We start from the raw sequence: 22115 nt of genomic DNA on the forward strand, positions 1-22115 counted from the left end.
CATGCCTCGCCCCCGCTCCGCTGATGAATCTCCCCTCCTACGTCGGCCGCTTCGCTCCCACACCCAGTGGCTACCTGCATTTCGGCTCCCTGGTCGCGGCACTCGCGTCCTGGCTCGACGCGCGCGCCGTCGGCGGCCGCTGGTTGCTGCGCATGGAAGACCTGGATCCGCCCCGGGAAATGGCCGGCGCACAGGCCGCGATCCTGCGCGCGCTGGAGGCCTACGGCCTGCATTGGGACGGCGAATGCGTGCGCCAGAGCGACCGTCACGCCGCCTACGCCGCGGTGATCCAGCGCTTGTCCGAACAGGGCCTGGCCTATGCCTGCACCTGCTCGCGCAAGCAGCTCGAGCAGAACGGCGGCCTCTACCGCGGTACCTGCCGCGACGCCTGCCACCCGCTGGAGGAGGCGGCCGTGCGCATCCGCGTGCCGCAGCTCGGCTATGGCTTCGTCGATCGGGTGCAGGGCGAATACCGCCAGCACCTAGGCCGCGAGGTCGGCGACTTCGTCATCCGCCGCCGCGACGGCCTGTTCGCCTACCAGTTGGCGGTGGTGCTCGACGACGCCTGGCAGGGCGTGACCGACGTGGTGCGCGGCGCCGATCTGCTCGACTCCACGCCCCGCCAGCTCTACTTGCAGGAACTGCTGGGGCTGCCGCAGCCGCGCTACCTGCACGTTCCGCTGATCATCCAGCCGGATGGGCACAAGCTGGGCAAGACCTATCGTTCGCCGCCGCTCGCCGCCGACCAGGCCGCGCCGCTCCTGACCCGCGCCCTGCGCGCCCTGGGCCAACGGCCACCGGCGGACCTGGCCGACGCCGGGGTCGAGGGGGTGTTGCAGTGGGGCGTCGCCCATTGGCGCGTCGAGGGCATCCCCCGCACCCGCACGCTCGCCGAAGCGCAGCTGGTCTGAGCCGGCCCGCTTCCGGCGCTTCCGGCCAACCCCGGCCTCCAGTACCATCGCCGCACACTCGACGCGAGAAGCGGCATGTACATCTATCGACTGGTGTTGCTCCTGGTGGTTGGGATCTACCTGTTCTCCCCGGCCATCATGGATTGGTGGATCGACCCCAACGGCGCCTGGTACCGGCCCTACCTGCTGTGGCTGATCCTCATCGTGGTGACCTTCATCCTGCAGAGTCAACGCGATGCTGACGAGCTTTAGCCTCGGCCACCTGGTGCTGATCAGCACCGCCTACCTGCTGGTCCTGTTCGGCATCGCCTGGCTCAGCGAGCGGGGCGTGGTACCCAAGCGGATCATCCGCCACCCCCTGACCTACACCCTGTCCCTCGGCGTGTATGCCAGCGCCTGGGCGTTCTACGGCACCGTCGGCCTCGCCTACCAGTACGGCTATGGCTTCCTCGCCAGCTACCTGGGCATTTCCGGCGCCTTCCTCCTGGCACCGGTGTTGCTCTACCCGATCCTGCGCATCACCCGCACCTACCAGTTGTCGTCCCTCGCCGACCTCTTCGCCTTCCGCTTCCGCAGCACCTGGGCGGGCGCCCTGACCACGCTGTTCATGCTGATCGGCGTGCTGCCGTTGCTGGCCCTGCAGATCCAGGCGGTGGCCGATTCCATCGGCATTCTCACCCGCGAACCGGTGCAGCAACGGGTGGCCCTGGGTTTCTGCGGGCTGATCTCGCTGTTCACCATCCTGTTCGGCGCCCGCCAGATCGCCACCCGCGAGCGGCACGAGGGCCTGGTGGTGGCCATCGCTTTCGAGTCGCTGGTCAAGCTGGTGGCCCTGGGCGGCATCGGCCTGTACGCCCTCTACGGGGTGTTCGGCGGGCCCCATGAGTTGGAACTCTGGCTGTTGCAGAACCAGACCGCCCTCTCGACCCTGCACACCCCCTTGCAGGAAGGCCCGTGGCGCACCCTGCTGCTGGTGTTCTTCGCCTCGGCGATCGTCATGCCGCACATGTATCACATGACCTTCACCGAGAACCTCAACCCGCGGGCCATGGTCAGCGCCAGTTGGGGCCTGCCGCTGTTCCTGCTACTGATGAGCCTGGCGGTGCCGCTGATCCTCTGGGCCGCGCTGAAGGTCGGCGCCGCCACCGCGCCCGAATACTTCACCCTGGGGCTGGGCATCGCCCTGAACAGCAACGCCCTGGCGCTGCTTGCGTACATCGGCGGGCTGTCCGCCGCCAGCGGACTGATCATCGTGCTCACCCTGGCGCTCTCCGGCATGGCCCTCAACCACCTGGTGCTTCCGCTCTACCAGCCTCCCGCGGAAGGCAACATCTACCGCTGGCTGCGCTGGACCCGGCGTGGCCTGATCATCGCCATCATCATGGCCGGCTATGGCTTCTACCTGCTGCTCGGCACCGAGCACGACCTGGCCAACCTGGGCATCGTCGCCTTCGTCGCCACCCTGCAATTCCTCCCCGGCGCCCTCTCGGTGCTGTACTGGCCGACCGCCAACCGGCGCGGTTTCATCACCGGGCTGCTGGCCGGCATGGCGGTGTGGGCGCTGTCCCTGCTGCTGCCGCTGATCGGCGACCCGCAGGGGTTCTACCTGCCGCTGCTGGACATGATCTACGTGCCGGACGACACCAGTTGGCACCTGGCGGCCATCGCCTCCCTCGCCGCCAACGTGCTGGTGTTCACCCTGGTGTCGCTGTTCAGCGAGGCCAGCCCGGAAGAGCGCAGCGCCGCCGAGGCCTGCATGGTGGACAACGTCCGCCGTCCGCAACGGCGCGAGCTCAGCGCCAACTCGCCCCAGGAATTCGCCGCGCAACTGGCCAAGCCCCTCGGGGCGAAGACCGCGCAGAAGGAAATCGAACAGGCGCTGCGCGACCTGCACCTGCCGTTCGACGAGCGTCGGCCCTATGCCCTGCGACGGCTGCGCGACCGCATCGAGGCCAACCTGTCCGGGCTGATGGGCCCCAGCGTGGCCCAGGACCTGGTGGAAACCTTCCTGCCCTACAAGACCGGCAGCGAGAGCTATGTCACCGAGGACATCCACTTCATCGAGACCCGGCTGGAGGACTACCAGTCGCGCCTCACCGGGTTGGCCGCCGAGCTGGACGCGTTGCGCCGCTACCACCGGCAGACCTTGCAGGAACTGCCCATGGGAGTCTGTTCCCTGGCCAAGGACCAGGAGATCCTCATGTGGAACCGGGCCATGGAAGAGCTCACCGAGATTCCCGCGCAGCGGGTGGTCGGCTCGCGCCTGTCGGCCCTCGACGAGCCCTGGCGCGGCTTGCTCGAAGGCTTCACCCGGCAGGCGGACGAGCACCTGCACAAGCAGCGCCTGTCCCTCGACGGGCAGACGCGCTGGCTGAACCTGCACAAGGCGGCCATCGACGAACCGCTGGCTCCCGGTAACACCGGGCTGGTGCTGTTGATGGAGGACGTCACCGATACCGAGCTGCTGGAGGACAAGCTGGTCCATTCGGAGCGCCTGGCCTCCATCGGCCGCCTCGCCGCGGGCGTGGCCCACGAGATCGGCAACCCGATCACCGGTATCGCCTGCCTCGCCCAGAACCTGCGCGAAGAACACGAGGAGGACGGGGAGCTGGCGGAGATCAGCGGACAGATTCTCGAGCAGACCAAGCGCGTCTCGCGCATCGTCCAGTCGTTGATGAGCTTCGCCCATGCCGGCGGCCGCCAGGAAGCCCACGAACCGGTGTGCCTGGCCGACGTGGCGCAGGAAGCCATCGCTCTGCTGTCGCTGAACCGCCGCAGCGTGGAGGTGCAGTTCTTCAACCTCTGCGACCCGCACCACCTCGCCGAAGGCGACCCGCAACGCCTGGCCCAGGTATTGATCAACCTGCTCTCCAACGCCCGCGACGCCTCGCCCGCCGGCGGCGCCATCCGCGTGCGCAGCGAGCGGCAGGAGCACACCGTCGAACTGGTGGTGGAGGACGAGGGCAGCGGGATTCCCAAGGCGATCATGGATCGCCTGTTCGAACCGTTCTTCACCACCAAGGACCCCGGCAAGGGCACCGGCCTCGGTCTCGCACTGGTCTATTCGATCGTGGAAGAGCATTATGGACAAATCACCATCGACAGCCCGGCCGATCCCGAACGGCAACGCGGCACCCGCATTCGGGTGAGCCTGCCCCGGTATGTCGAAGCGACGTCCGCAGTGAATTAGCGAGTGCAGGGAAGAGAAGACGCGCGCAGCGAGGAATTCGGCGACGACGCGATCCAGCCACTGGATACGCCAGCGCACCGCCCTCCCGAAGTGCCCCGCGCGATGCCTCGAACCGCCTCCGAGACCGTCGAGAGAGCCTGATTAATGCCACATATTCTGATCGTCGAAGACGAAACCATCATCCGCTCCGCTTTGCGCCGCCTGCTGGAACGCAACCAGTATCAGGTCAGCGAAGCCGGCTCGGTGCAGGAAGCCCAGGAACGCTACAGCATCCCGGGCTTCGATCTGGTGGTCAGCGACCTGCGCCTGCCGGGCGCGCCCGGCACCGAATTGATCAAGCTGGCCCAAGGCGCGCCGGTGCTGATCATGACCAGCTATGCCAGCCTGCGCTCCGCGGTGGATTCGATGAAGATGGGCGCGGTCGACTACATCGCCAAACCCTTCGATCACGACGAGATGCTCCAGGCCGTGGCCCGGATCATCAAGGACCGCCAGAACACCAAGGCCGCGCCGGCCGGCGAGCGCAACACGGGCTCGCCCCGCGGCGCCGACAAGTCGAATGCCGCCGAAGGCGAGATCGGCATCATCGGCACCTGCGGGCCGATGCAGGACCTCTACGGCAAGATCCGCAAGGTCGCCCCGACCGACTCCAACGTATTGATCCAAGGCGAGTCGGGCACCGGCAAGGAACTGGTCGCCCGTGCCCTGCACAACCTGTCCAAGCGCGCCAAGGCGCCGCTGATCTCGGTCAACTGCGCGGCGATCCCGGAAACCCTCATCGAATCGGAACTCTTCGGCCACGAGAAAGGCGCCTTCACCGGCGCCAGCGCCGGCCGCGCCGGGCTGGTGGAGGCCGCCGACGGCGGCACGCTGTTCCTCGACGAGATCGGCGAACTGCCCCTGGAAGCCCAGGCACGCCTGCTCCGCGTATTGCAGGAAGGCGAGATCCGCCGGGTCGGCTCGGTGCAGTCACAGAAGGTCGACGTACGCCTGATCGCAGCGACCCACCGGGACTTGAAAACCCTGGCCAAGACCGCCCAGTTCCGCGAAGACCTCTATTACCGCCTGCACGTCATCTCGCTGAAACTGCCGCCGTTGCGCGAGCGTGGCAGCGACGTGATCGAAATCGCCCGGGCCTTCTTGGAACGCCAATGCACCCGCATGGGCCGCCCGGACCTGCGCTTCGCCGCGGACGCCGAGCAAGCCATCCGCCATTACTCCTGGCCGGGCAACGTGCGCGAGCTGGAGAACGCCATCGAGCGGGCGGCGATCCTGTGCGAAAGCCCGGACATTTCCGCGGAGCTGCTGGGCATCGACATCGAGCTGGATACCCTCGACGACCTCGATCAGGACGAGGCTTACGGCGACAGCGCGCTGCTGCCGAGCAACAACCACGAACCCACCGAAGACCTGTCCCTGGAAGACTATTTCCAGCATTTCGTGCTGGAGCATCAGGACCACATGACCGAGACGGAACTGGCCCGCAAGCTGGGCATCAGCCGCAAGTGCCTATGGGAACGCCGCCAACGGCTGGGCATCCCGCGCCGCAAGACCAGCGCCGTCACCGGCACCTGATCGCACTTCCCCCCAGCCAGGCCCACCCCTGGCTGCGTACCCTGCCCTTCCCTAGCCTCCCTGATGGGTCCCGCGGCGCCGCCTTTTCAATCTCGCAAGGTGTCTAGCTCGCCCTTCGGAGCTGTTACCACCCCCACAAGACCCGTAACAAAACGGGGCTATCGGTAACGGAACTCCACCGGAAAATGCTGTCGCGCACGCCACCTAAAATCGCAAACTATTGTTTTTAAAGAGAATTAAAAACCTGGCACGGCATCTGCTTTATCTCAGGCACAACAACAATAACAAACGCTGAAACCCACAATAAAAATAAGACGTACCGGCTCTAGCACAATAAAAACAACAACGCGGAGGCGCAGCTAACTGATTCTTTTGGAAACTAACTGGCTCCTCATGGAGGAGAAGTTGCTCGAGGGGCCTAGCCCCGGGACCAGACCGAGAACAATAAAACTGCCACGAGGCAGCACCCGAACTGGTTGGATCTTCATGATCGAGGCAACGTCAGCGACCAAAGCAATCCGTTTGCTATTGACCCTCGAGTCGAGGGTTTTTCCGGAAACCATGGGTTATCCGGAACGGGTCCAACAACAAGAACAACAAGCCCGAAATAACAATAAAAACAAAGCACGCACCAATTTGGGGGGGAGCTTCGGCTCCCCCAGTAGCTTTGACACCCGCCCCCTGCGTCATTCAACATCCCCCCAGCCAATGCTAGAATCCGCGCCACCTATGCGGTCATTCATCATTCCGGCCGCCCATTCCGCAAAACAGTGCACCCCATGCTGAAGAAGCTGTTCCAGTCTTTACGTTCTCCTTTGCGCCGCCAGCATCCGCGTAGCACTCCCGCCGTGCTGGGCAACAATCAACACGCGCTCAAACGCGAGCGCATCAGCCGGCATGCGGTGAGCGTGGTCGAGCGCCTGCAGAAATCCGGCTACCAGGCCTATCTGGTGGGCGGTTGCGTACGCGACCTGCTGCTGGACATGGAGCCCAAGGATTTCGACGTCGCCACCAGCGCCACCCCCGAGCAGGTCCGCGCGGAATTCCGCAATGCCCGGGTGATCGGCCGCCGCTTCAAGCTGGCCCACGTCCAGTTCGGTCGCGAGATCATCGAGGTCGCCACTTTCCGCGCCAACCATCCGGTGGGCGACGAGGAAGAGAACACCTCGCAGTCGTCGCGCCACGAGAGCGGACGCATCCTCCGCGACAACGTATACGGCAGCCTGGAGGACGACGCCCAGCGTCGCGACTTCACCATCAACGCGCTGTACTACGACCCGGCGAGCGAACGCATTCTCGACTACGCCAACGGCGTACACGACATCCGCAACCGCCTGATCCGGCTGATCGGCGATCCCGAACAGCGCTACCTGGAAGATCCGGTGCGGATGCTGCGGGCCATCCGCTTCGCCGCCAAGCTCGACTTCGAAATCGAAAAACACAGTGCCGCCCCGATCCACAAACTCGCGCCGATGCTGCGGGACATTCCCTCGGCCCGGCTGTTCGACGAAGTGCTCAAGCTGATGCTCGGCGGCAAGGCCGAACGGACGTTCGACCTGCTCTGCGAGTTCGGTCTGTTCACCCCCCTGTTCCCGGCCAGCGGCGCCGCCCTGGCGCGCGACCCGGAATACGCCGGCAAGCTGATCCGCCAAGCGCTGGCCAACACCGATGCGCGCATCCACCAGGGCAAACCGGTCACGCCGGCGTTCCTCTTCGCCGCCCTGCTCTGGCCGGCCCTGCCCGCCCGCGTGGTGCTCCTGCAGGACCGCGGCATGCCGCCGATTCCGGCGATGCAGGAAGCGGCCCACGAACTCATCAGCGAACAATGCCAGCGCACCGCCATCCCCAAACGCTTCACCATCCCGATCCGGGAAATCTGGGACATGCAGGAGCGCCTGCCGCGGCGTAGCGGCAAACGCGCCGACCTGCTACTGGAGAACCCGCGCTTCCGTGCCGGCTACGATTTCCTCCTGCTCCGCGAAGGCGCCGGCGAACGCACCGATGGCCTCGGCGATTGGTGGACGGATTACCAGGACGCCAGCGACAGCGAGCGCCGCACCATGATCCGCGAGCTCGGCAGCAAGGACAAAGACAGGGAAGACGGCCCCAGCGGCGCTCCACGCAAACGCCGCCGCAGCGGCGGACGGCGGCGGCGCAGCGGGCGCGGCGAAGGCGACGCGGCGCCCAGCGGCGAGTGACGATGGAACGGGCCTACATCGGCCTGGGCAGCAACCTGGCGAAGCCCCGGGCGCAACTGGAAGCGGCGCTCGCCGCCCTGGCCCGGCTGCCGGACTCGCGTCTGGCCGCGGTCTCCTCCCTGTACGCCAGCGACCCCCTCGGCCCCGCCGATCAGCCCCGCTACGTCAATGCGGTGGCGGCCCTGGACACCCGGCTCGATCCCCTCCTTCTGCTCGACGCCCTGCAAGCCATCGAACGGGAGCAGGGTCGAGTACGCAAGGCCGAGCGCTGGGGGCCGCGGACCCTCGACCTGGACATCCTGCTCTACGGCGAACGGACGCTCGACTCGCCGCGCCTGACCCTGCCCCACTACCACATGCACGCGCGCGCCTTCGTGCTCTATCCCCTCGCCGAGATCGCCGGCGACCTGCGCCTGCCCGACGGCCGTCCCTTGCGGGCCCTGCTCGACGCCTGCCCCTTCACCGGGCTGGAACGGCTGGGCGCCGCATCCGACATTTCGGTAACGCCGTAACACGCCGGTAACAGGCCCGATTGACTTCGCGCAGCCCCATCGGGACTATAGGCGTCCCGTCGCCCGGCCCGACGCCGATCGTGGCGGCCGGATGCGATGCGGATCGCCCGCGAACAACAAGACAGGGCGCGCTCCAGGCGGCGACATCACCCAATTCGCTCGTTCGGCACGCGACCCGTCCCTCGGCGCCATCGTTCCAGCACGCCCCGGAAGAGGACGTATTCCATGCCTGATGTCACCCTGCTCACCCTGCAAGCGATGAAGCAGAAAGGCGAGAAGATCGCCATGCTCACCGCCTACGACGCCACCTTCGCCCGCGCCGCCAATCAGGCGGGGGCCGACGTACTCCTGGTGGGGGACTCCTTGGGCATGGTCCTCCAGGGCCACGACAGTACGCTGCCGGTAAGCACCGCCGACATGGTCTACCACACCGCGGCGGTCAAGCGCGGCAACCTCGGCGCCCTGATCATCAGCGACCTGTCGTTCATGTCCTACGCCACCCTCGAACAGACCTTCGCCAGCAGCGCCGCGCTGATGCAGGCCGGTGCGCACATGGTGAAGCTCGAAGGCGCGGCCTGGCTGGCCGAGCCGATCCGCCTGCTCGCCGAACGCGGCATCCCGGTCTGCGCGCACCTCGGCCTGACCCCGCAGGCGGTCAACGTGCTCGGCGGTTTCCGGGTCCAGGGTCGCGGCGAAGCCCAGGCCCGCCAGTTGCGAGCCGATGCCATGGCCCTGGAACAGGCCGGCGCGGCGCTTCTCCTGCTGGAGTGCGTGCCCAGCGAACTCGCCGCGGAGATCACCCAGTCGGTGAAGATCCCGGTGATCGGCATCGGTGCCGGCCCGGCCACCGACGGCCAGGTCCTGGTGCTGCACGACATGCTCGGCCTGTCGCTGAGCGGCCGCGTACCCAAATTCGTCAAGAACTTCATGGAGGGCCAGGGCAGTATCCAGGGCGCCATGAGCGCATACGTCACCGCGGTGAAAGAGGGAAGCTTCCCCGCCGCCGAACATGGGTTTTCCGCATGATCACTCTGACCACCGTCCGTGAACTGCGCGCCGCCGTGTCACAGGCGCGCCGCGAAGGCAAGCGCATCGGCCTGGTGCCGACCATGGGCAACCTGCACGCCGGCCATGCGGCCCTGGTGGAGCGCGCCGCGCGCCACGCCGACTTCGTGGTCGCCAGCGTGTTCGTCAATCCGCTGCAATTCGGCCCCCACGAAGACCTGGACAAATACCCGCGCAGCCTGGCCGCCGATCAGCAGCGACTGACCGAGGCCGGCTGCCACCTGCTGTTCCATCCGGGGGTCGAGGACATGTACCCGGACGGCATGGACGGACAGACCCGGGTCAGCGTCCCGCTGGTATCCGAAGGCCTGTGCGGCGGCAGCCGCCCCGGGCATTTCGAAGGCGTGGCCACCGTGGTGAGCAAACTGTTCAACATGGTCCAGCCGGACCTGGCGGTCTTCGGCGAGAAGGACTTCCAGCAACTGGCGGTGATCCGCAAGCTGGTGCGCGACCTGAACATGCCCATCGAGATCATCGGCGGGCCGACGGTGCGCGCCGAGGACGGGCTGGCCCTGTCGTCCCGCAATGGCTATCTCGACCAGGCCCAGCGCTCCGCCGCGCCGGCGTTGTACCGGGTCCTGCAAGGCCTGGCGGCGGACCTGCGCGGAGGCCGGCGGGACTACCCCGGGCTGATCGCCGAAGGGCTGCTGCACCTGAGCCAGGCCGGTTTCCGCACCGATTACCTGGAAATCCGCGAGGCGACCAGCCTGCGCCCGGCCGCTGTCGACGATCGCGATCTGGTGATTCTCGCGGCCGCCTACATGGGACCGACCCGGCTGATCGACAACCTGGCCCTGAGCCTTCCCCAAAGCCTTTGAGCCGACGCGCCGTGGCCGCTGGCCCCCGGCCGGCGGCGCGGCCCGTCACGCCGCCTCCCCGCCTGGCTCCTGCCCCGTCGAAGACGACCGGGCCGATCCGCCCGGCTCACCACCAGGCTTTCCGGCCCGGCCTGGCGAGGCGAGGCGTCGGTCCGGCCTGTTCCAGGCCAGACGCGAACCCCACTCCTCCGGCTCTCCTCGCTGGCCTTGCGATGAGTCCGCGCAGACACCGGATCGCCTGCCGGCGCGCGCGGAACGCTGCGCGGTGCCAGGGCGGTCGCCGCGAGCCGCGCCCTACAGGGCCCCGCGGCTGGCGCGATCCGCTAGACTGAAACCCGGAACGCACCGGGCTTTTCCAGGCTCCAAAAAGACAGCAGCCCGTTCACTCTAAGGGACACCATGGACCACCACCTGACCCCGATCGATGTCACCCAATTGCCCAGCTGGCACACCTTGCAGGCCCACCGCCAGGAACTGAGCGATTTCAGCATGCGCCAGGCCTTCGCCGACGACCCCGAGCGCTTCAAGCGTTTCAGCCTCAGCGCCTGCGGCCTGTTCCTCGATTATTCGAAAAACCTGATCCGCGAAGACAGCCTGGCGCTGTTGGTCAAACTCGCCGAGGAGGCGCATCTGGCCGACGCGATCAAGGCGATGTTCCGCGGCGACGTGATCAACAACACCGAGGGCCGCCCGGTCCTGCACACCGCGCTCCGCCGCCCGATGGGCGACAAGGTCAAGGTCGACGGCGTCGACGTCATGCCCGAAGTGCAGCGGGTGCTGCACCAGATGACCGAACTGGTCGGCTACGTGCACAACGGCCTGTGGCGCGGCTACACCGAGAAGCCGATCACCGACGTGGTGAACATCGGCATCGGCGGTTCCTTCCTCGGTCCGCAACTGGTCTCCGAGGCGCTGCTGCCCTTTGCCCAGAAAGGCGTGCGTTGCCACTACCTGGCGAACATCGACGGCAGCGAGTTCCGCGAGCTGGCCAGCAAGCTGAATGCCGAAACCACCCTGTTCATCGTTTCCAGCAAGTCCTTCAACACCCTGGAAACCCTGAAGAACGCCCAGGCGGCGCGTGGCTGGTACCTGGCCCAGGGCGGCAGCGAGGAAGAGCTGTACCGTCACTTCATCGCGGTCTCCAGCAACCGCGAGGCGGCCATCGCCTTCGGTATCCGCGAGGAGAACATCTTCCCCATGTGGGATTGGGTCGGCGGCCGCTATTCGTTGTGGTCGGCCATCGGCCTGCCGATCGCCATGTCGATCGGCATTTCCAACTTCAAGGAGCTGCTGTCCGGCGCCTACAGCATGGACCAGCATTTCCAGACCGCGCCCTTCGAGCGCAACATCCCGGTCCTGCTCGGTTTGCTCGGCGTCTGGTACGGCGACTTCTGGGGCGCGCGCAGCCACGCCATCCTGCCCTACGACTATTACCTGCGGAACATCACCGACCACCTGCAGCAACTGGACATGGAGTCCAACGGCAAGAGCGTGCGGGTGGACGGCACCCCGGTCACCAGCGGCACCGGCCCGGTGATCTGGGGCGGCGTCGGTTGCAACGGCCAGCACGCCTACCATCAATTGCTGCACCAGGGCACCCACCTGATCCCCGCCGACTTCATCGTGCCGGTGAGCAGCTACAACCCGGTGGCCGATCACCATCAATGGCTGTATGCCAACTGCCTGTCCCAGAGCCAGGCGCTGATGCTCGGCAAGAGCCGCGCCGAAGCGGAAGCCGAACTGCGCGGCAAGGGCCTGCCGGAAGCCGAGGTGCAGCGCTTGGCGCCGCACAAGGTGGTGCCCGGCAACCGGCCGAGCAACACCCTGGTGGTCGAGCGCATCAGCGCACGGCGCCTTGGCGCGCTGATCGCCATGTACGAGCACAAGGTCTACGTGCAAAGCGTGCTCTGGGGCATCAACGCCTTCGACCAGTGGGGCGTGGAACTGGGCAAGGAACTGGGCAAGGGCGTCTATTCTCGGCTGGTAGGCAGCGAGGAAAGCCCGGCTGAGGACGCCTCGACGCAAGGCCTGATCGACTTCTTCCGCGGCCGCCATCGCGGTTGATGCCGCGGGGCCGGCGACGGTCCCGCACGCATCAAGGCTCGAACCGGGCGCGCGCCCGGTCCAGGCCGGGGCATCGCGGGCACAACGACAAAAAGGAACCGCCGCCATGTTCGACATCGACCGCCACCCCGTTTCCGCCGCCACCCGCCAGCGCGCGCTCCTCGACGAAGCCGGCTACCGGCGCCTCTACCGACAATCCCTCGAGCAGCCGGAGTTGTTCTGGAGCGAACAGGCGACCGCCTTCCTCGACTGGTTCGCCCCCTGGGACACCTTGTACGCCGGGGATTTCGCCGCAGGCCGGGTGGAATGGTTCAAGGGCGGCAAGCTGAACGTCGCCCACAACTGCATCGACCGTCATCTGCGCGAGCGCGGCGACCAGGTGGCCTTCATCTGGGAAGGCGACGACCCGGCCGAATCGGCGCACATCACCTACAACAAGCTGTTCCGCAACGTCTGCCGCCTGGCCAATGTGCTCAAGGACCGGGGCGTGGCCAAGGGTGATCGGGTCTGCATCTACATGCCGATGGTGCCGGAAGCGGCGTATGCGATGCTCGCCTGCGCGCGCATCGGCGCGGTGCACTCGGTGGTGTTCGGCGGGTTCTCGCCGGATGCCCTGCGCGAACGTATCCTCGACGCCGACTGCCGGGTGGTGATCACCGCCGACGAAGGCGTACGCGGCGGCAAGTACATCCCGTTGAAACAGAACGTCGACCAGGCCCTGACGCAATGCCCGCAGGTCTCCACCGTGGTGGTGGTCGAACGCACCCAGGGCGAGGTGGACTGGGTCCAGGGTCGCGACATCTGGTACCACGAGGCCCTGCACGGGGTCAGCGACAGCTGCCCGCCGGAATGGATGGACGCGGAAGACCCGCTGTTCATCCTCTACACCTCCGGGTCCACCGGCAAACCCAAGGGCGTCCTGCACAGCACCGGCGGCTACCTGCTGGCCGCCGCCCTGAGCCACAGGTACGTGTTCGATTACCACGACGGCGATATCCACTGGTGTTCGGCCGACGTCGGCTGGATCACCGGCCATACCTACCTGGTCTACGGCCCGCTGGCCAACGGCGCGACCAGCCTGATGTACGAGGGCATCCCGCTGTACCCGGACGCCTCGCGCATGTGGCAGGTGATCGACAAGCACCGGGTGAACATCTTCTACACCGCGCCCACGGTGATCCGCGCCCTCATGCGCGAGGGCGAGGCGCCGGTGCGCCAAACCTCGCGCGCCAGCCTGCGCCTGCTGGCCACCGCCGGCGAACCGATCAACCCGGAAGCCTGGGAATGGCTGTACAACGTGGCCGGCGAACGCCGCTGCCCGATCATAGACACTTGGTGGCAGACCGAGACCGGCAGCGTGATGATCACCCCGCTCGCCGGCGTCACTGCGCTCAAGCCGGGCGCGGCGACCCGTCCGTTCTTCGGCGTGCAGCCAGTGCTGCTGGACGAGCACGGCGAGGAGATCGTCGGCGCCGGCAGCGGCCTGCTGGCCATCCGCTCGAGCTGGCCGAGCCAGATCCGCAGTATCCATGGCGATCACCAGCGCCTGCTCGACACCTACTTCGCCCCCTACCCCGGTTACTACTTCACCGGCGACGGCGCACGCCGCGACGAGGGAGGCGACTACTGGATCACCGGACGGGTGGACGACGTGATCAACGTCTCCGGCCATCGCATCGGCACCGCCGAGGTGGAAAGCGCCCTGGTCCTGCACGACGCGGTGGCCGAAGCCGCAGTGGTCGGCTATCCCCACGAGGTCAAGGGCCAGGGTGTCTACGCCTTCGTCACGCCGATGCGCGGTGTGGAACCGGACGAGGCCCTGCGCACCGCCCTGCTGGCCTTGGTGAGCAAGGAAATCGGCGGCTTCGCCCGGCCTGAACTGATCCAGTGGGCACCCGGGCTGCCGAAGACCCGCTCGGGCAAGATCATGCGGCGCATCCTGCGCAAGATCGCCTGCAACGAGCTGGACAGCCTGGGCGACACCTCGACCCTCGCCGAACCGGCGGTGGTCGCCGAGCTGATCGAGCAGCGCCTGAACCGCTGAGCCCGCGGTGCGGATCGGCTCGAACGCGCGGCCAGCCCCGCGCCACGGGAGCCCGCGCCCGACTCGCCCTCTTGGAGCCGGCGCCGGGACCGGTTAGCCTGCGCGCCTATGGAATGCCTCCGCCGTCGTATCGAAAGCCAAGTCCTCAGCCTGAGCGGCGTCGCCCTCAAGCAGATCGACTTCGAGCAGCCGCCGGGCGATCCCGGCCTGTTCGGCCCGCATGCCGTGTGCTGGCAGGTGCATGGCGACTTCACCAGCATGATGGTCGGCGGCATCGCCGCGCTGCTCATGCAAGCCCTGCATCCACTGGCGCTGGCCGGGGTCTGGGACCATTCGAATTTCCGCGAGGACCTGATCGGCCGCCTGCGCCGAACCGGCCAGTTCATTTCCGGCACCACCTTCGCCGGCCGCGAAGATGCCGAACGGCTGATCGAGAAGGTCCGCCTCATCCACCTGCGGGTGGTCGGCACCGCGCCGGACGGGCGCCCCTATGCCGCCAGCGATCCGGACCTGCTCACCTGGGTGCACGTCGCCGAGGTGAGCAGTTTCCTCCGCGCGCACCTGCGCTACCGCAACCCATACCTGTCGGGTCCCGATCAGGATCGCTATTACGCCGAGGTCGCGCGGGTCGCCGAGCGGCTGGGCGCGCGCAACGTGCCGCGCACCCGTGCACAGGTCGAGGCCTACCTCGTCGCCATGCGCCCGCATCTGCTGGGCGACCAGCGCTCGCAGGAAATCCTGCGCATTCTCTTCGACGCGCCGGCGCCCAGCGCCCTCGCCGTACCGGTGGGCAAACTGCTGCTGCACGCGGGGGTCGAGCTGCTGCCGCCCTGGGCCCGCCTCGAACTCGGCCGCCACCTCGGACCGCTGCGTGCGGCGCTGCTGCGCCAGGGCGTGCGCAGCCTGGCGCCGCTGCTGCGTTGGGCGGTGCGCAATGGCGCGATACACCGCTCGCGTCGCCGCCTGGGCCTGGCGGACCGCGGCTGACCGGCCGGTTCGCGTGCTGGTCGAGCGCGGAAGCGCTGTGCCAACATAGGCGATCGCGGCCCGCCGCCTTCGCTTTCGAGGAACATGCCATGCAAGAGGTCGTCATCGTCGCCGCCACCCGTACCGCCATCGGCAGCTTCCAGGGCGCGCTCGCCGGGTTGAGCGCGGTGGAACTGGGCACCGTCGTGGTCCGCCGCCTGCTGGAGCAGACCGGCCTGCAAGGCGCCGAGGTGGATGAAGTGATCCTCGGCCAGGTCCTCACCGCCGGCGCCGGGCAGAACCCCGCCCGCCAGACCGCCATCGCCGCCGGGCTGCCCGCGTCGGTGCCGGCGCTGACCCTGAACAAGGTCTGCGGCTCGGGCCTCAAGGCGTTGCACCTGGCGACCCAGGCGATCCGCTGCGGCGATGCCGAGATCGTCATCGCCGGCGGCCAGGAAAGCATGAGCCAGGCACCCTACGTGCTGCCCAAGGCGCGTACCGGCCTGCGCATGGGCCATGGGCAGGTGGTCGATACGATGATCAGCGACGGCCTGTGGGACGCCTTCAACGACTACCACATGGGCATCACCGCGGAGAACCTGGTGGACCAGTACGGCCTCGACCGCTCCGTCCAGGACGCCTTCGCCGCGGCCTCGCAGCAGAAAGCCGTGGCCGCCATCGAGGCCGGCCGGTTCGCCGACGAGATCACCCCGGTGTCGATCCCCCAACGCAAGGGCGAGCCGTTGAGCTTCGCCATCGACGAGCAGCCGCGCGCCGGTACCACGGCGGAAGCCCTCGGCAAGCTCAAGGCAGCCTTCAAGAAGGACGGCAGCGTCACCGCCGGCAACGCCTCCAGCCTCAACGACGGCGCCGCCGCCGTGTTGCTGATGAGCGAGAGCAAGGCCAAGGCCCTGGGGCTTCCGGTACTGGCGCGCATCGTGGCCTACGCCAACGCCGGCGTGGACCCGGCCATCATGGGCATCGGCCCGGTCTCGGCGACCCGCCGTTGCCTGGAGAAGGCCGGCTGGCAGATCGGCGACCTCGACCTCATCGAGGCCAACGAAGCCTTCGCCGCCCAGGCACTGGCGGTGGGCTGGGAGCTGGGCTGGGACGCCGACAAGGTCAACGTCAACGGCGGCGCCATCGCCCTCGGCCACCCCATCGGCGCATCCGGCTGCCGGGTGCTGGTGACCCTGCTGCACGAGATGATCCGCCGCGATGCCCACAAGGGCCTGGCGACCCTGTGCATCGGCGGCGGCCAGGGCGTGGCGCTGGCCATCGAACGCTGACCCCGGCTTTGCTAGACTGCGCGGCCCTCCTTCCGAGTCGCCGCGCATGCCCTCTCTCGATCTGGCGCTGCGCGCCGCCCTCGCCCGCCGCCAAGAACTGCTGACCGAGCTGCACGGGCAAGCGACTGACTGCTACCGCCTGTTCCATGGCAGCCAGGAAGGCGCCGCCGGTCTGACCATCGACCGCTACGGCGCGCAGTTGCTGGTGCAGAGTTTTCACCAGCCCCTGGAGCAAGAACGCTTGCCGCATTTCGCGGCCTATTACGAAGATGCCCTGGGCCTCCCGCTGCAACTGGTCTACAACGACCGCTCCCAGGGCAACTCGCGGATCGACCGGCGCGACTCGGTGTACCAGAACCCGGCGTCCGCCTTGGAGGACATGACCGCGCGGGAATGGGGCATCCACTATCGCGTGCGCGGACGCCATCCCGGGCAGGACCCGCTGTTGTTCCTCGACCTGCGCAATGCCCGTGGCTGGGTGAAGACCCATAGCGCCGGCCTGTCGGTGCTCAACCTGTTCGCCTACACCTGCGGTGTCGGCCTGTGCGCCGCGGCGGGCGGCGCCCGCGAGGTGTGGAACCTCGACTTCGCCGAAGGCAACCTGGCAGTGGGCCGGGAGAACGCCGCCCTCAACCCGGACCTGGCGCCGATGCGCTTCGTGCAGTCCGATTACTTCCCGGCGATCCGCCAACTCGCCGGCTTGCCCATGGCGCGCCGGCACGGGCACAAGTTGCCGAGCTACCCGCGCCTGGAGCCCCGCCGCTTCGACTTGGTCCTGCTCGACCCGCCGGCCTGGGCCAAGAGCGCCTTCGGCACCGTCGATCTGCTGCGCGACTACCAGAGCCTGCTCAAGCCCGCCCTGCTGTGCACCGCCGAGGGCGGCACGCTGATCTGCTGCAATAACCTGGCGAAGGTCGAGCTGGAGGATTGGCGCGCCCAGGTGCTGCGCTGCGCGGAAAAACTCGGCCGACCGGTACACGACTGCCAGACGCTGGCGCCCGCCGCCGACTTTCCCTCGCAGGATGCCAAGCCTCCGCTGAAGACCCTGATCCTGCGCCTGTGACGCCTGCATCGGCCAGGAAAAGACCCGCGCCGCCGCCCCGCTGACAGCCGCGTTGCGGCGGTGTAGTCTGCCGGCCATTTCCCACCGTCAAGGCAGACCCCGATGAAAGCCGTCCTTCCGCTCGCCCTCCCGCTACTGTTGCTGGCCCTGCCGGCCCAGGCATCCTCGACCATGCGCTGCGGCAGCAAGCTGGTCAGCGTCGATACGCCGAGCGTCGAGGTCCTCGCCAAATGCGGCGAGCCCTCCAGCCGGCAGGCGCTGGGCTTTCGCCAGGTGGTCGACCGCTACGGCATGATCAACGACATCGCGGTGGAGGAATGGGTCTACGGTCCGCAGCGCGGCGGCATGTATTACTACCTGCGTTTCGAAGGCGATCGCCTGTTCTCCGTCGACAGCAAACGCGCCAACTGAGCCCAGGGGTCCACCCGCCGCCCGCATGATCATTCTTCCCGCCGAGCACCCGCTGGACTGGAAACGTCCCCCGGTGGTCACGCTGCTGCTGATCCTGCTCAACCTGCTGGTCTACGTCGGCTACCAGAGCGGCGACGACCAGCGGCGGGAGGCCGCCGTGCGGCTCTACCTGGACGGCGGCCTGCTCGAACGCGAGCGGGCCCTGTTCCTGAACGATCCGGCCCGGCACGATCGCCCCGCCGACGAGCGTGAGGCGCTGGAGGGCCTGCGGCGCCCGCAATTGGCGACCCTGGTGCTGTTCGATCTCGCCTTCGCAGATCGCCTGCACCGCCACGACGCCTACCTGGCCGACGCGGCCTGGCAGCGCGCCCGGCAGAACGCCGAACGTGCCCGGGACAAGGTCAGCAGCATGGCCTTCGGCTTCATCCCCGCCCGCTTCACCCTGAAGGGGCTGTTCGGCGCGATGTTTCTGCACGGTAGCTTCGAGCACCTGCTGGGCAACATGGTGTTCCTGTTCATCTGCGGCTTCGCCGTGGAATCGGCCCTGGGCCGCTGGCGGTACCTGGGACTCTACCTTGCCGGCGGGCTCGCCTCGCATCTGCTGTGGTGGTTCTGCGAGCCCAGTTGGGTCCCGGGCATCGGCGCCTCGGGGGCCGTCTCCGGGGTGATGGGCATGTACATCGGGCTCTATGGGCTGCGGCGGATCGCGTTCTTCTACTGGCTGGGTCCGCTGATCGGCTACTTCCGCGCGCCGGCCCTGTGGATATTGCCGGCCTGGATGGGCAAGGAACTCTATGGGGTGCTGCTGGCGAGCGATCACGTGAACTATTACGCCCACCTGGGCGGACTCGGTTTCGGTTTCCTGGCCGTGTGGTTGCTGCGTCGGCTGGGCGGCATGCGGGTCGATGAAGCCTATTTGCTGAAGGTCGACCCGGATGCGGCCTTCAAACGCGAGCTGGCCGCGCTGGATCGGGCGATCGGCCAGTTCGACCTGGAGCGCGCGGCGAGCCGTGGCCAGGAGTTGCTGGAGCGCTACCCGCAGCGCCTGCCCTTGCTGGAGCGCCTGTATGCGGTCGCCAAGGGTCGCGTGGATCGGCCTCTCATGGGCGCCTTGCTGAAGCAGGTGTTCGCCATGCAGACCGGGGCGACGCTACCGCTGCTGCAACGCCTGGCGGACGACGGCGCGGAGCCCCAGCAGGTACTGTTGAGGCATCCTTCTATCCTCGCGCAATTGCTGCCCCGCCTGCTTCGCGCAGGCGATACCGCCCGTGCGTTGGCCAGTTGGCGACGCGTGAGGGATCACCCGAGCGCTTCCGCTGCGTTGCCGTCCCTCACCTTCGCCCTGGCCAAGCAACTCGGGCAGAACGGACAGGTTCGGCTGATGGGCGAACTGGAGGATTTCCTCAACGAGGCTTATCCCGACAGCGAGGACACACGGCGACTGGCACTGTACCGGCGGTATCTTCTCGGCTGACCCTTTCCGAGGAACGGAAACGAGAAAGCCCCGCCAGTCCTTGGCGGGGCTCATCGAATAGCGGCATCCTGCTGCCTGTTCGTCATCTCGGCAGCGATCAGAGATCGCGGCTGAAATTCTTCACTTCTTCCTTGGCCTTGTCCTTGGTCCAACCGTAGCGTTCCTGGAGTTTGCCTTCGAGATACTCGGTATGGCCTTCGGCCACGTCGAGATCGTCGTGGGTCAGGTCGCCCCAACGCTCCTGGATCTTGCCGGTCAGTTGTTTCCATTTTCCTTTGATCACATCGGAATTCATCTGTCTTCCTCCGTTATCCGGCCAGCCTCGGAGGCCGGCCTTCCTTCGACAATGCACCAGGCTCCCAGTAGCAGCTGATCGAGTCCGGTGCGCGTCTACTCGCCGATCACTCGGCGGATTTCAGGCCATCAGCGGAAACGGCTTTGACGCCTTTGATGGTTTTGGTCTTGGCGACGGCCAATTCGCGTTGAGCGTCGGTGGCCACGGTACCCGACAGGGAAACCACGCCTTTGTTGGTTTCGACCTTGATGTCCAGAGCGCTGAGTTCTTTCTCGGCGACGAAGGTGGATTTCACTTTGCTGGTGATCCAGGTATCGGAAACCGCTTCTTCGGTTTTGTCGACGGTGTTGGCTGCAACGACCATCGGGCTATGAGCAGGGGCTTGAGCGGCCATGGCGGCATTGGCCATGGAAAGGCTCAGGGTAGCGGCGGCAGCGAGAGCGAATACGTTAAAAGACTTATTCATGGAAGTACTCCTGTAGATGACCTAAATGCTGCGCCTGGTCGGGCGGCAGTCTCGTAGAAGGTAATCGCAAGCGCTGTGCCAGCTTTCTTATTTAAAAAAACCGTTAAAAATCAAATAGATGTAAAAACATTTTTGGAGGTGGCCCGTGCAACTTGCACGTTCGTCGCCCGGCTCGCATGCAAGTTGCAAGGCTTTCCGGATCGGATGGCGCCTGCGTCAGGCATTTCCCCGCAACCTGGCCAGGGTTTGCTCCAGTTTCGTCACCTCCCCCATGAGGGGAGTCTGCGGATACCGGCTGCGGATGAAGCCGAGCAGCTTGGAGGCCGGCTCGAGTTGGCCCAGCCCCTCGGCCAGGATATTGGCCGCGAGCAAATAGGCGCGAGGCACCTGCGGATAATCGGGAAAGCGCAGGTGGAGGTTGCGCAGCAGGCCGATGGCTTCGCGATGCTTGTGTCGTTCGCTCAAGGCAGCCGCCACCCGCTCGCAGATCAAGGGGTCGTCCGGAAGGTAATCGGGCTGCAGAGTCCGCGCGTTCGACCAGGCCGTGGCGGCCAGGGCCGGGTTCGCCTGGGCGGCGAGCGGCAGGTAGTGCGCCAGGTGGCGCAGGCAGCGTTCCCGGGCGTTGAGGCCGAACAGCAGCCGGTGGAAACGCTCGTTGAGGACCAGGTCGCCGGGCTCGCGGTCGAGTGCCTCGGCCAGGGTTTCCAGGGCACTACCGCCTTGCCCTTCCTTCAAGCGAACCTCGGCCTCCGCCAGCGCCCGGCGACGCCGCCACTCGCGCTCGGGGAAGCCCTCCAGGGCGTCCTCGCCGGCGATCGTATAGCCGAGGGGTTCCTGATACTGGAACACCGCGTAGCCCATCATCGCGCACATCACCACGCCGAAATAACCGAAGCAGAACGCCGCCACCGGCACCAGGACCACCCTAGGCAGGCCATGGGAAAGCAGGAAGGTCACATAACTCGGGGATTGCCACAGAGCGAACAGGAAGGCGCAGAGGATCAGGTAGCGCCAGCCCATGGCCTTGATGACCTGACCGACCTGTTCCGGGCTGAGCGCGGCGGACAGCTCCTTTTCCAGGGCGAGGCGGATGATGCTCGCCGGCATCAGCAGCATGATCGTCAGGTTGACCACCCAGAAGACCATCTCGCTGTGGAAGTCGCTGGCCAGCCAGAGCGCACCGAAGGCCAGAAAGAACACCACCAATTGCTTGAAGAACAGGCTGAAGCCTTCGCCGACGAAGGCGCTGAGCAGGGTCGGCGCCTCGCGTTCGGCCTGGCTGCTGGCCTCGATCACGCTATAGAGGTATTTGGTCGCCACGCTGAACAGCAGTATCCACAACAGGAAGAAGCGCGGCATGAACAGACTGGCCAGCGCCAGCGCGCCGCTGAACGCCAGGGGACCGGGCTGCAGGCCGTAACGAAAGAATTGCGGAATGCGCTCCCAGAAAGGCTGGGCGGTATTCGCCGCGCCGAGGAAGGTCAGGGCGCCCTGGCAGAGCGGACAGACCGGCCCACTGTCCGGGGCGTCCGCGTTCAGCGGGATACAGCAGTCGCCATAGGGGCGCTGGCAGGGCGCGCAGTTCCAGGTGGCGGGCTGTGCGGGGTGGTAGTGGCAATGGGTGATATCCATGACCGGCGCAATCCTGAATCCATGGGGAGTGTTCGCCCGCGCCATGGCGCCGGAGCGATAGACGGGTGATGCAGCCTCGAAACGCCGAAGGGCATCCCCCCGGCCAGCGCGAGCGGACGCCGTCGCGCATTTTCCTGGCAAA

Annotated in this window: 18 protein-coding genes; 15 read left to right on the plus strand and 3 right to left on the minus strand. The window is 66.9% G+C overall.

Translation table 11 applies throughout. The features are described from left to right. Positions 1-23 precede the first annotated feature (23 nt). The 15 genes from gluQRS (at position 24) to OGL92_RS14745 (ending at position 19580) form a co-directional block, all read left to right on the plus strand. Positions 24-911 (plus strand): tRNA glutamyl-Q(34) synthetase GluQRS, encoded by an 888-nt coding sequence (gene gluQRS, locus OGL92_RS14675; protein WP_263144659.1) that lies wholly within the window; start codon positions 24-26, stop codon positions 909-911. A 75-nt stretch (positions 912-986) separates the two neighbouring features. After that, positions 987-1163, plus strand: coding sequence for a hypothetical protein (locus tag OGL92_RS14680; RefSeq protein WP_003095129.1), 177 nt, complete (start codon positions 987-989; stop codon positions 1161-1163). Further along, positions 1147-4101, plus strand: coding sequence for a sensor histidine kinase (locus tag OGL92_RS14685; protein WP_263144662.1), 2955 nt, complete (start codon positions 1147-1149; stop codon positions 4099-4101). Before OGL92_RS14680 ends, OGL92_RS14685 begins: the two co-directional genes overlap by 17 nt. A 144-nt stretch (positions 4102-4245) precedes the next feature. Continuing rightward, positions 4246-5676: a sigma-54 dependent transcriptional regulator gene (locus tag OGL92_RS14690; protein ID WP_263144664.1), complete on the plus strand. Its 1431-nt coding sequence runs from the start codon at positions 4246-4248 to the stop codon at positions 5674-5676. A gap of 779 nt (positions 5677-6455) precedes the next feature. After that, entirely contained in the window at positions 6456-7874 is a 1419-nt protein-coding gene (locus OGL92_RS14695) for a polynucleotide adenylyltransferase PcnB (protein WP_263144666.1), read from the plus strand. A 2-nt stretch (positions 7875-7876) separates the two neighbouring features. After that, entirely contained in the window at positions 7877-8386 is a 510-nt protein-coding gene (gene folK / locus OGL92_RS14700; RefSeq protein WP_263144669.1) for a 2-amino-4-hydroxy-6-hydroxymethyldihydropteridine diphosphokinase, read from the plus strand. 225 nt (positions 8387-8611) lie between these two features. Beyond that, entirely contained in the window at positions 8612-9412 is an 801-nt protein-coding gene (gene panB / locus OGL92_RS14705; protein ID WP_263144670.1) for a 3-methyl-2-oxobutanoate hydroxymethyltransferase, read from the plus strand. Further along, positions 9409-10269 (plus strand): pantoate--beta-alanine ligase, encoded by an 861-nt coding sequence (gene panC / locus OGL92_RS14710; RefSeq protein ID WP_263144673.1) that lies wholly within the window; start codon positions 9409-9411, stop codon positions 10267-10269. Before panB ends, panC begins: the two co-directional genes overlap by 4 nt. 399 nt (positions 10270-10668) lie before the next feature. Further along, positions 10669-12333 (plus strand): glucose-6-phosphate isomerase, encoded by a 1665-nt coding sequence (pgi, locus tag OGL92_RS14715; protein WP_263144677.1) that lies wholly within the window; start codon positions 10669-10671, stop codon positions 12331-12333. A gap of 106 nt (positions 12334-12439) precedes the next feature. Further along, on the plus strand, positions 12440-14377 hold the full coding sequence (gene acs, locus OGL92_RS14720) for an acetate--CoA ligase (RefSeq protein WP_263144681.1): 1938 nt from the start codon (positions 12440-12442) through the stop codon (positions 14375-14377). A 108-nt stretch (positions 14378-14485) separates the two neighbouring features. Beyond that, positions 14486-15364, plus strand: coding sequence for an oxygenase MpaB family protein (locus OGL92_RS14725; protein ID WP_263144684.1), 879 nt, complete (start codon positions 14486-14488; stop codon positions 15362-15364). 89 nt (positions 15365-15453) lie between these two features. Next, positions 15454-16632, plus strand: a complete 1179-nt coding sequence (locus OGL92_RS14730) for an acetyl-CoA C-acetyltransferase (protein ID WP_263144686.1) — start codon at positions 15454-15456, stop codon at positions 16630-16632. A gap of 46 nt (positions 16633-16678) precedes the next feature. Then, positions 16679-17695 carry a class I SAM-dependent methyltransferase gene (locus tag OGL92_RS14735; RefSeq protein ID WP_263144689.1) on the plus strand — a complete coding sequence of 339 codons (1017 nt, stop codon included), beginning with the start codon at positions 16679-16681 and terminating at the stop codon, positions 17693-17695. A gap of 102 nt (positions 17696-17797) precedes the next feature. Beyond that, a complete protein-coding gene (locus OGL92_RS14740; RefSeq protein WP_263144692.1) occupies positions 17798-18106 on the plus strand; it encodes a DUF2845 domain-containing protein in 309 nt (102 codons plus the stop codon). A 25-nt stretch (positions 18107-18131) separates the two neighbouring features. Then, positions 18132-19580 (plus strand): rhomboid family intramembrane serine protease, encoded by a 1449-nt coding sequence (locus tag OGL92_RS14745; protein WP_263144695.1) that lies wholly within the window; start codon positions 18132-18134, stop codon positions 19578-19580. A gap of 97 nt (positions 19581-19677) precedes the next feature. On the opposite strand, the gene OGL92_RS14750 is transcribed toward OGL92_RS14745, so the two are convergent. The 3 genes from OGL92_RS14750 to OGL92_RS14760 all read right to left on the minus strand — a co-directional run bounded on the left by OGL92_RS14750 (position 19678) and on the right by OGL92_RS14760 (position 21973). Beyond that, on the minus strand, positions 19678-19875 hold the full coding sequence (locus OGL92_RS14750) for a CsbD family protein (RefSeq protein WP_263144700.1): 198 nt from the start codon (positions 19873-19875) through the stop codon (positions 19678-19680). A 106-nt stretch (positions 19876-19981) separates the two neighbouring features. Then, positions 19982-20341, minus strand: coding sequence for a BON domain-containing protein (locus OGL92_RS14755; RefSeq protein ID WP_263144702.1), 360 nt, complete (start codon positions 20339-20341; stop codon positions 19982-19984). A gap of 216 nt (positions 20342-20557) precedes the next feature. Then, positions 20558-21973 (minus strand): hypothetical protein, encoded by a 1416-nt coding sequence (locus tag OGL92_RS14760; protein WP_263144705.1) that lies wholly within the window; start codon positions 21971-21973, stop codon positions 20558-20560. Positions 21974-22115 lie beyond the last annotated feature (142 nt).

The organism is Pseudomonas sp. RIT-PI-AD (assembly GCF_025642785.1).
In the GTDB taxonomy this organism is placed as follows: Bacteria; Pseudomonadota; Gammaproteobacteria; order Pseudomonadales; family Pseudomonadaceae; genus Pseudomonas_T.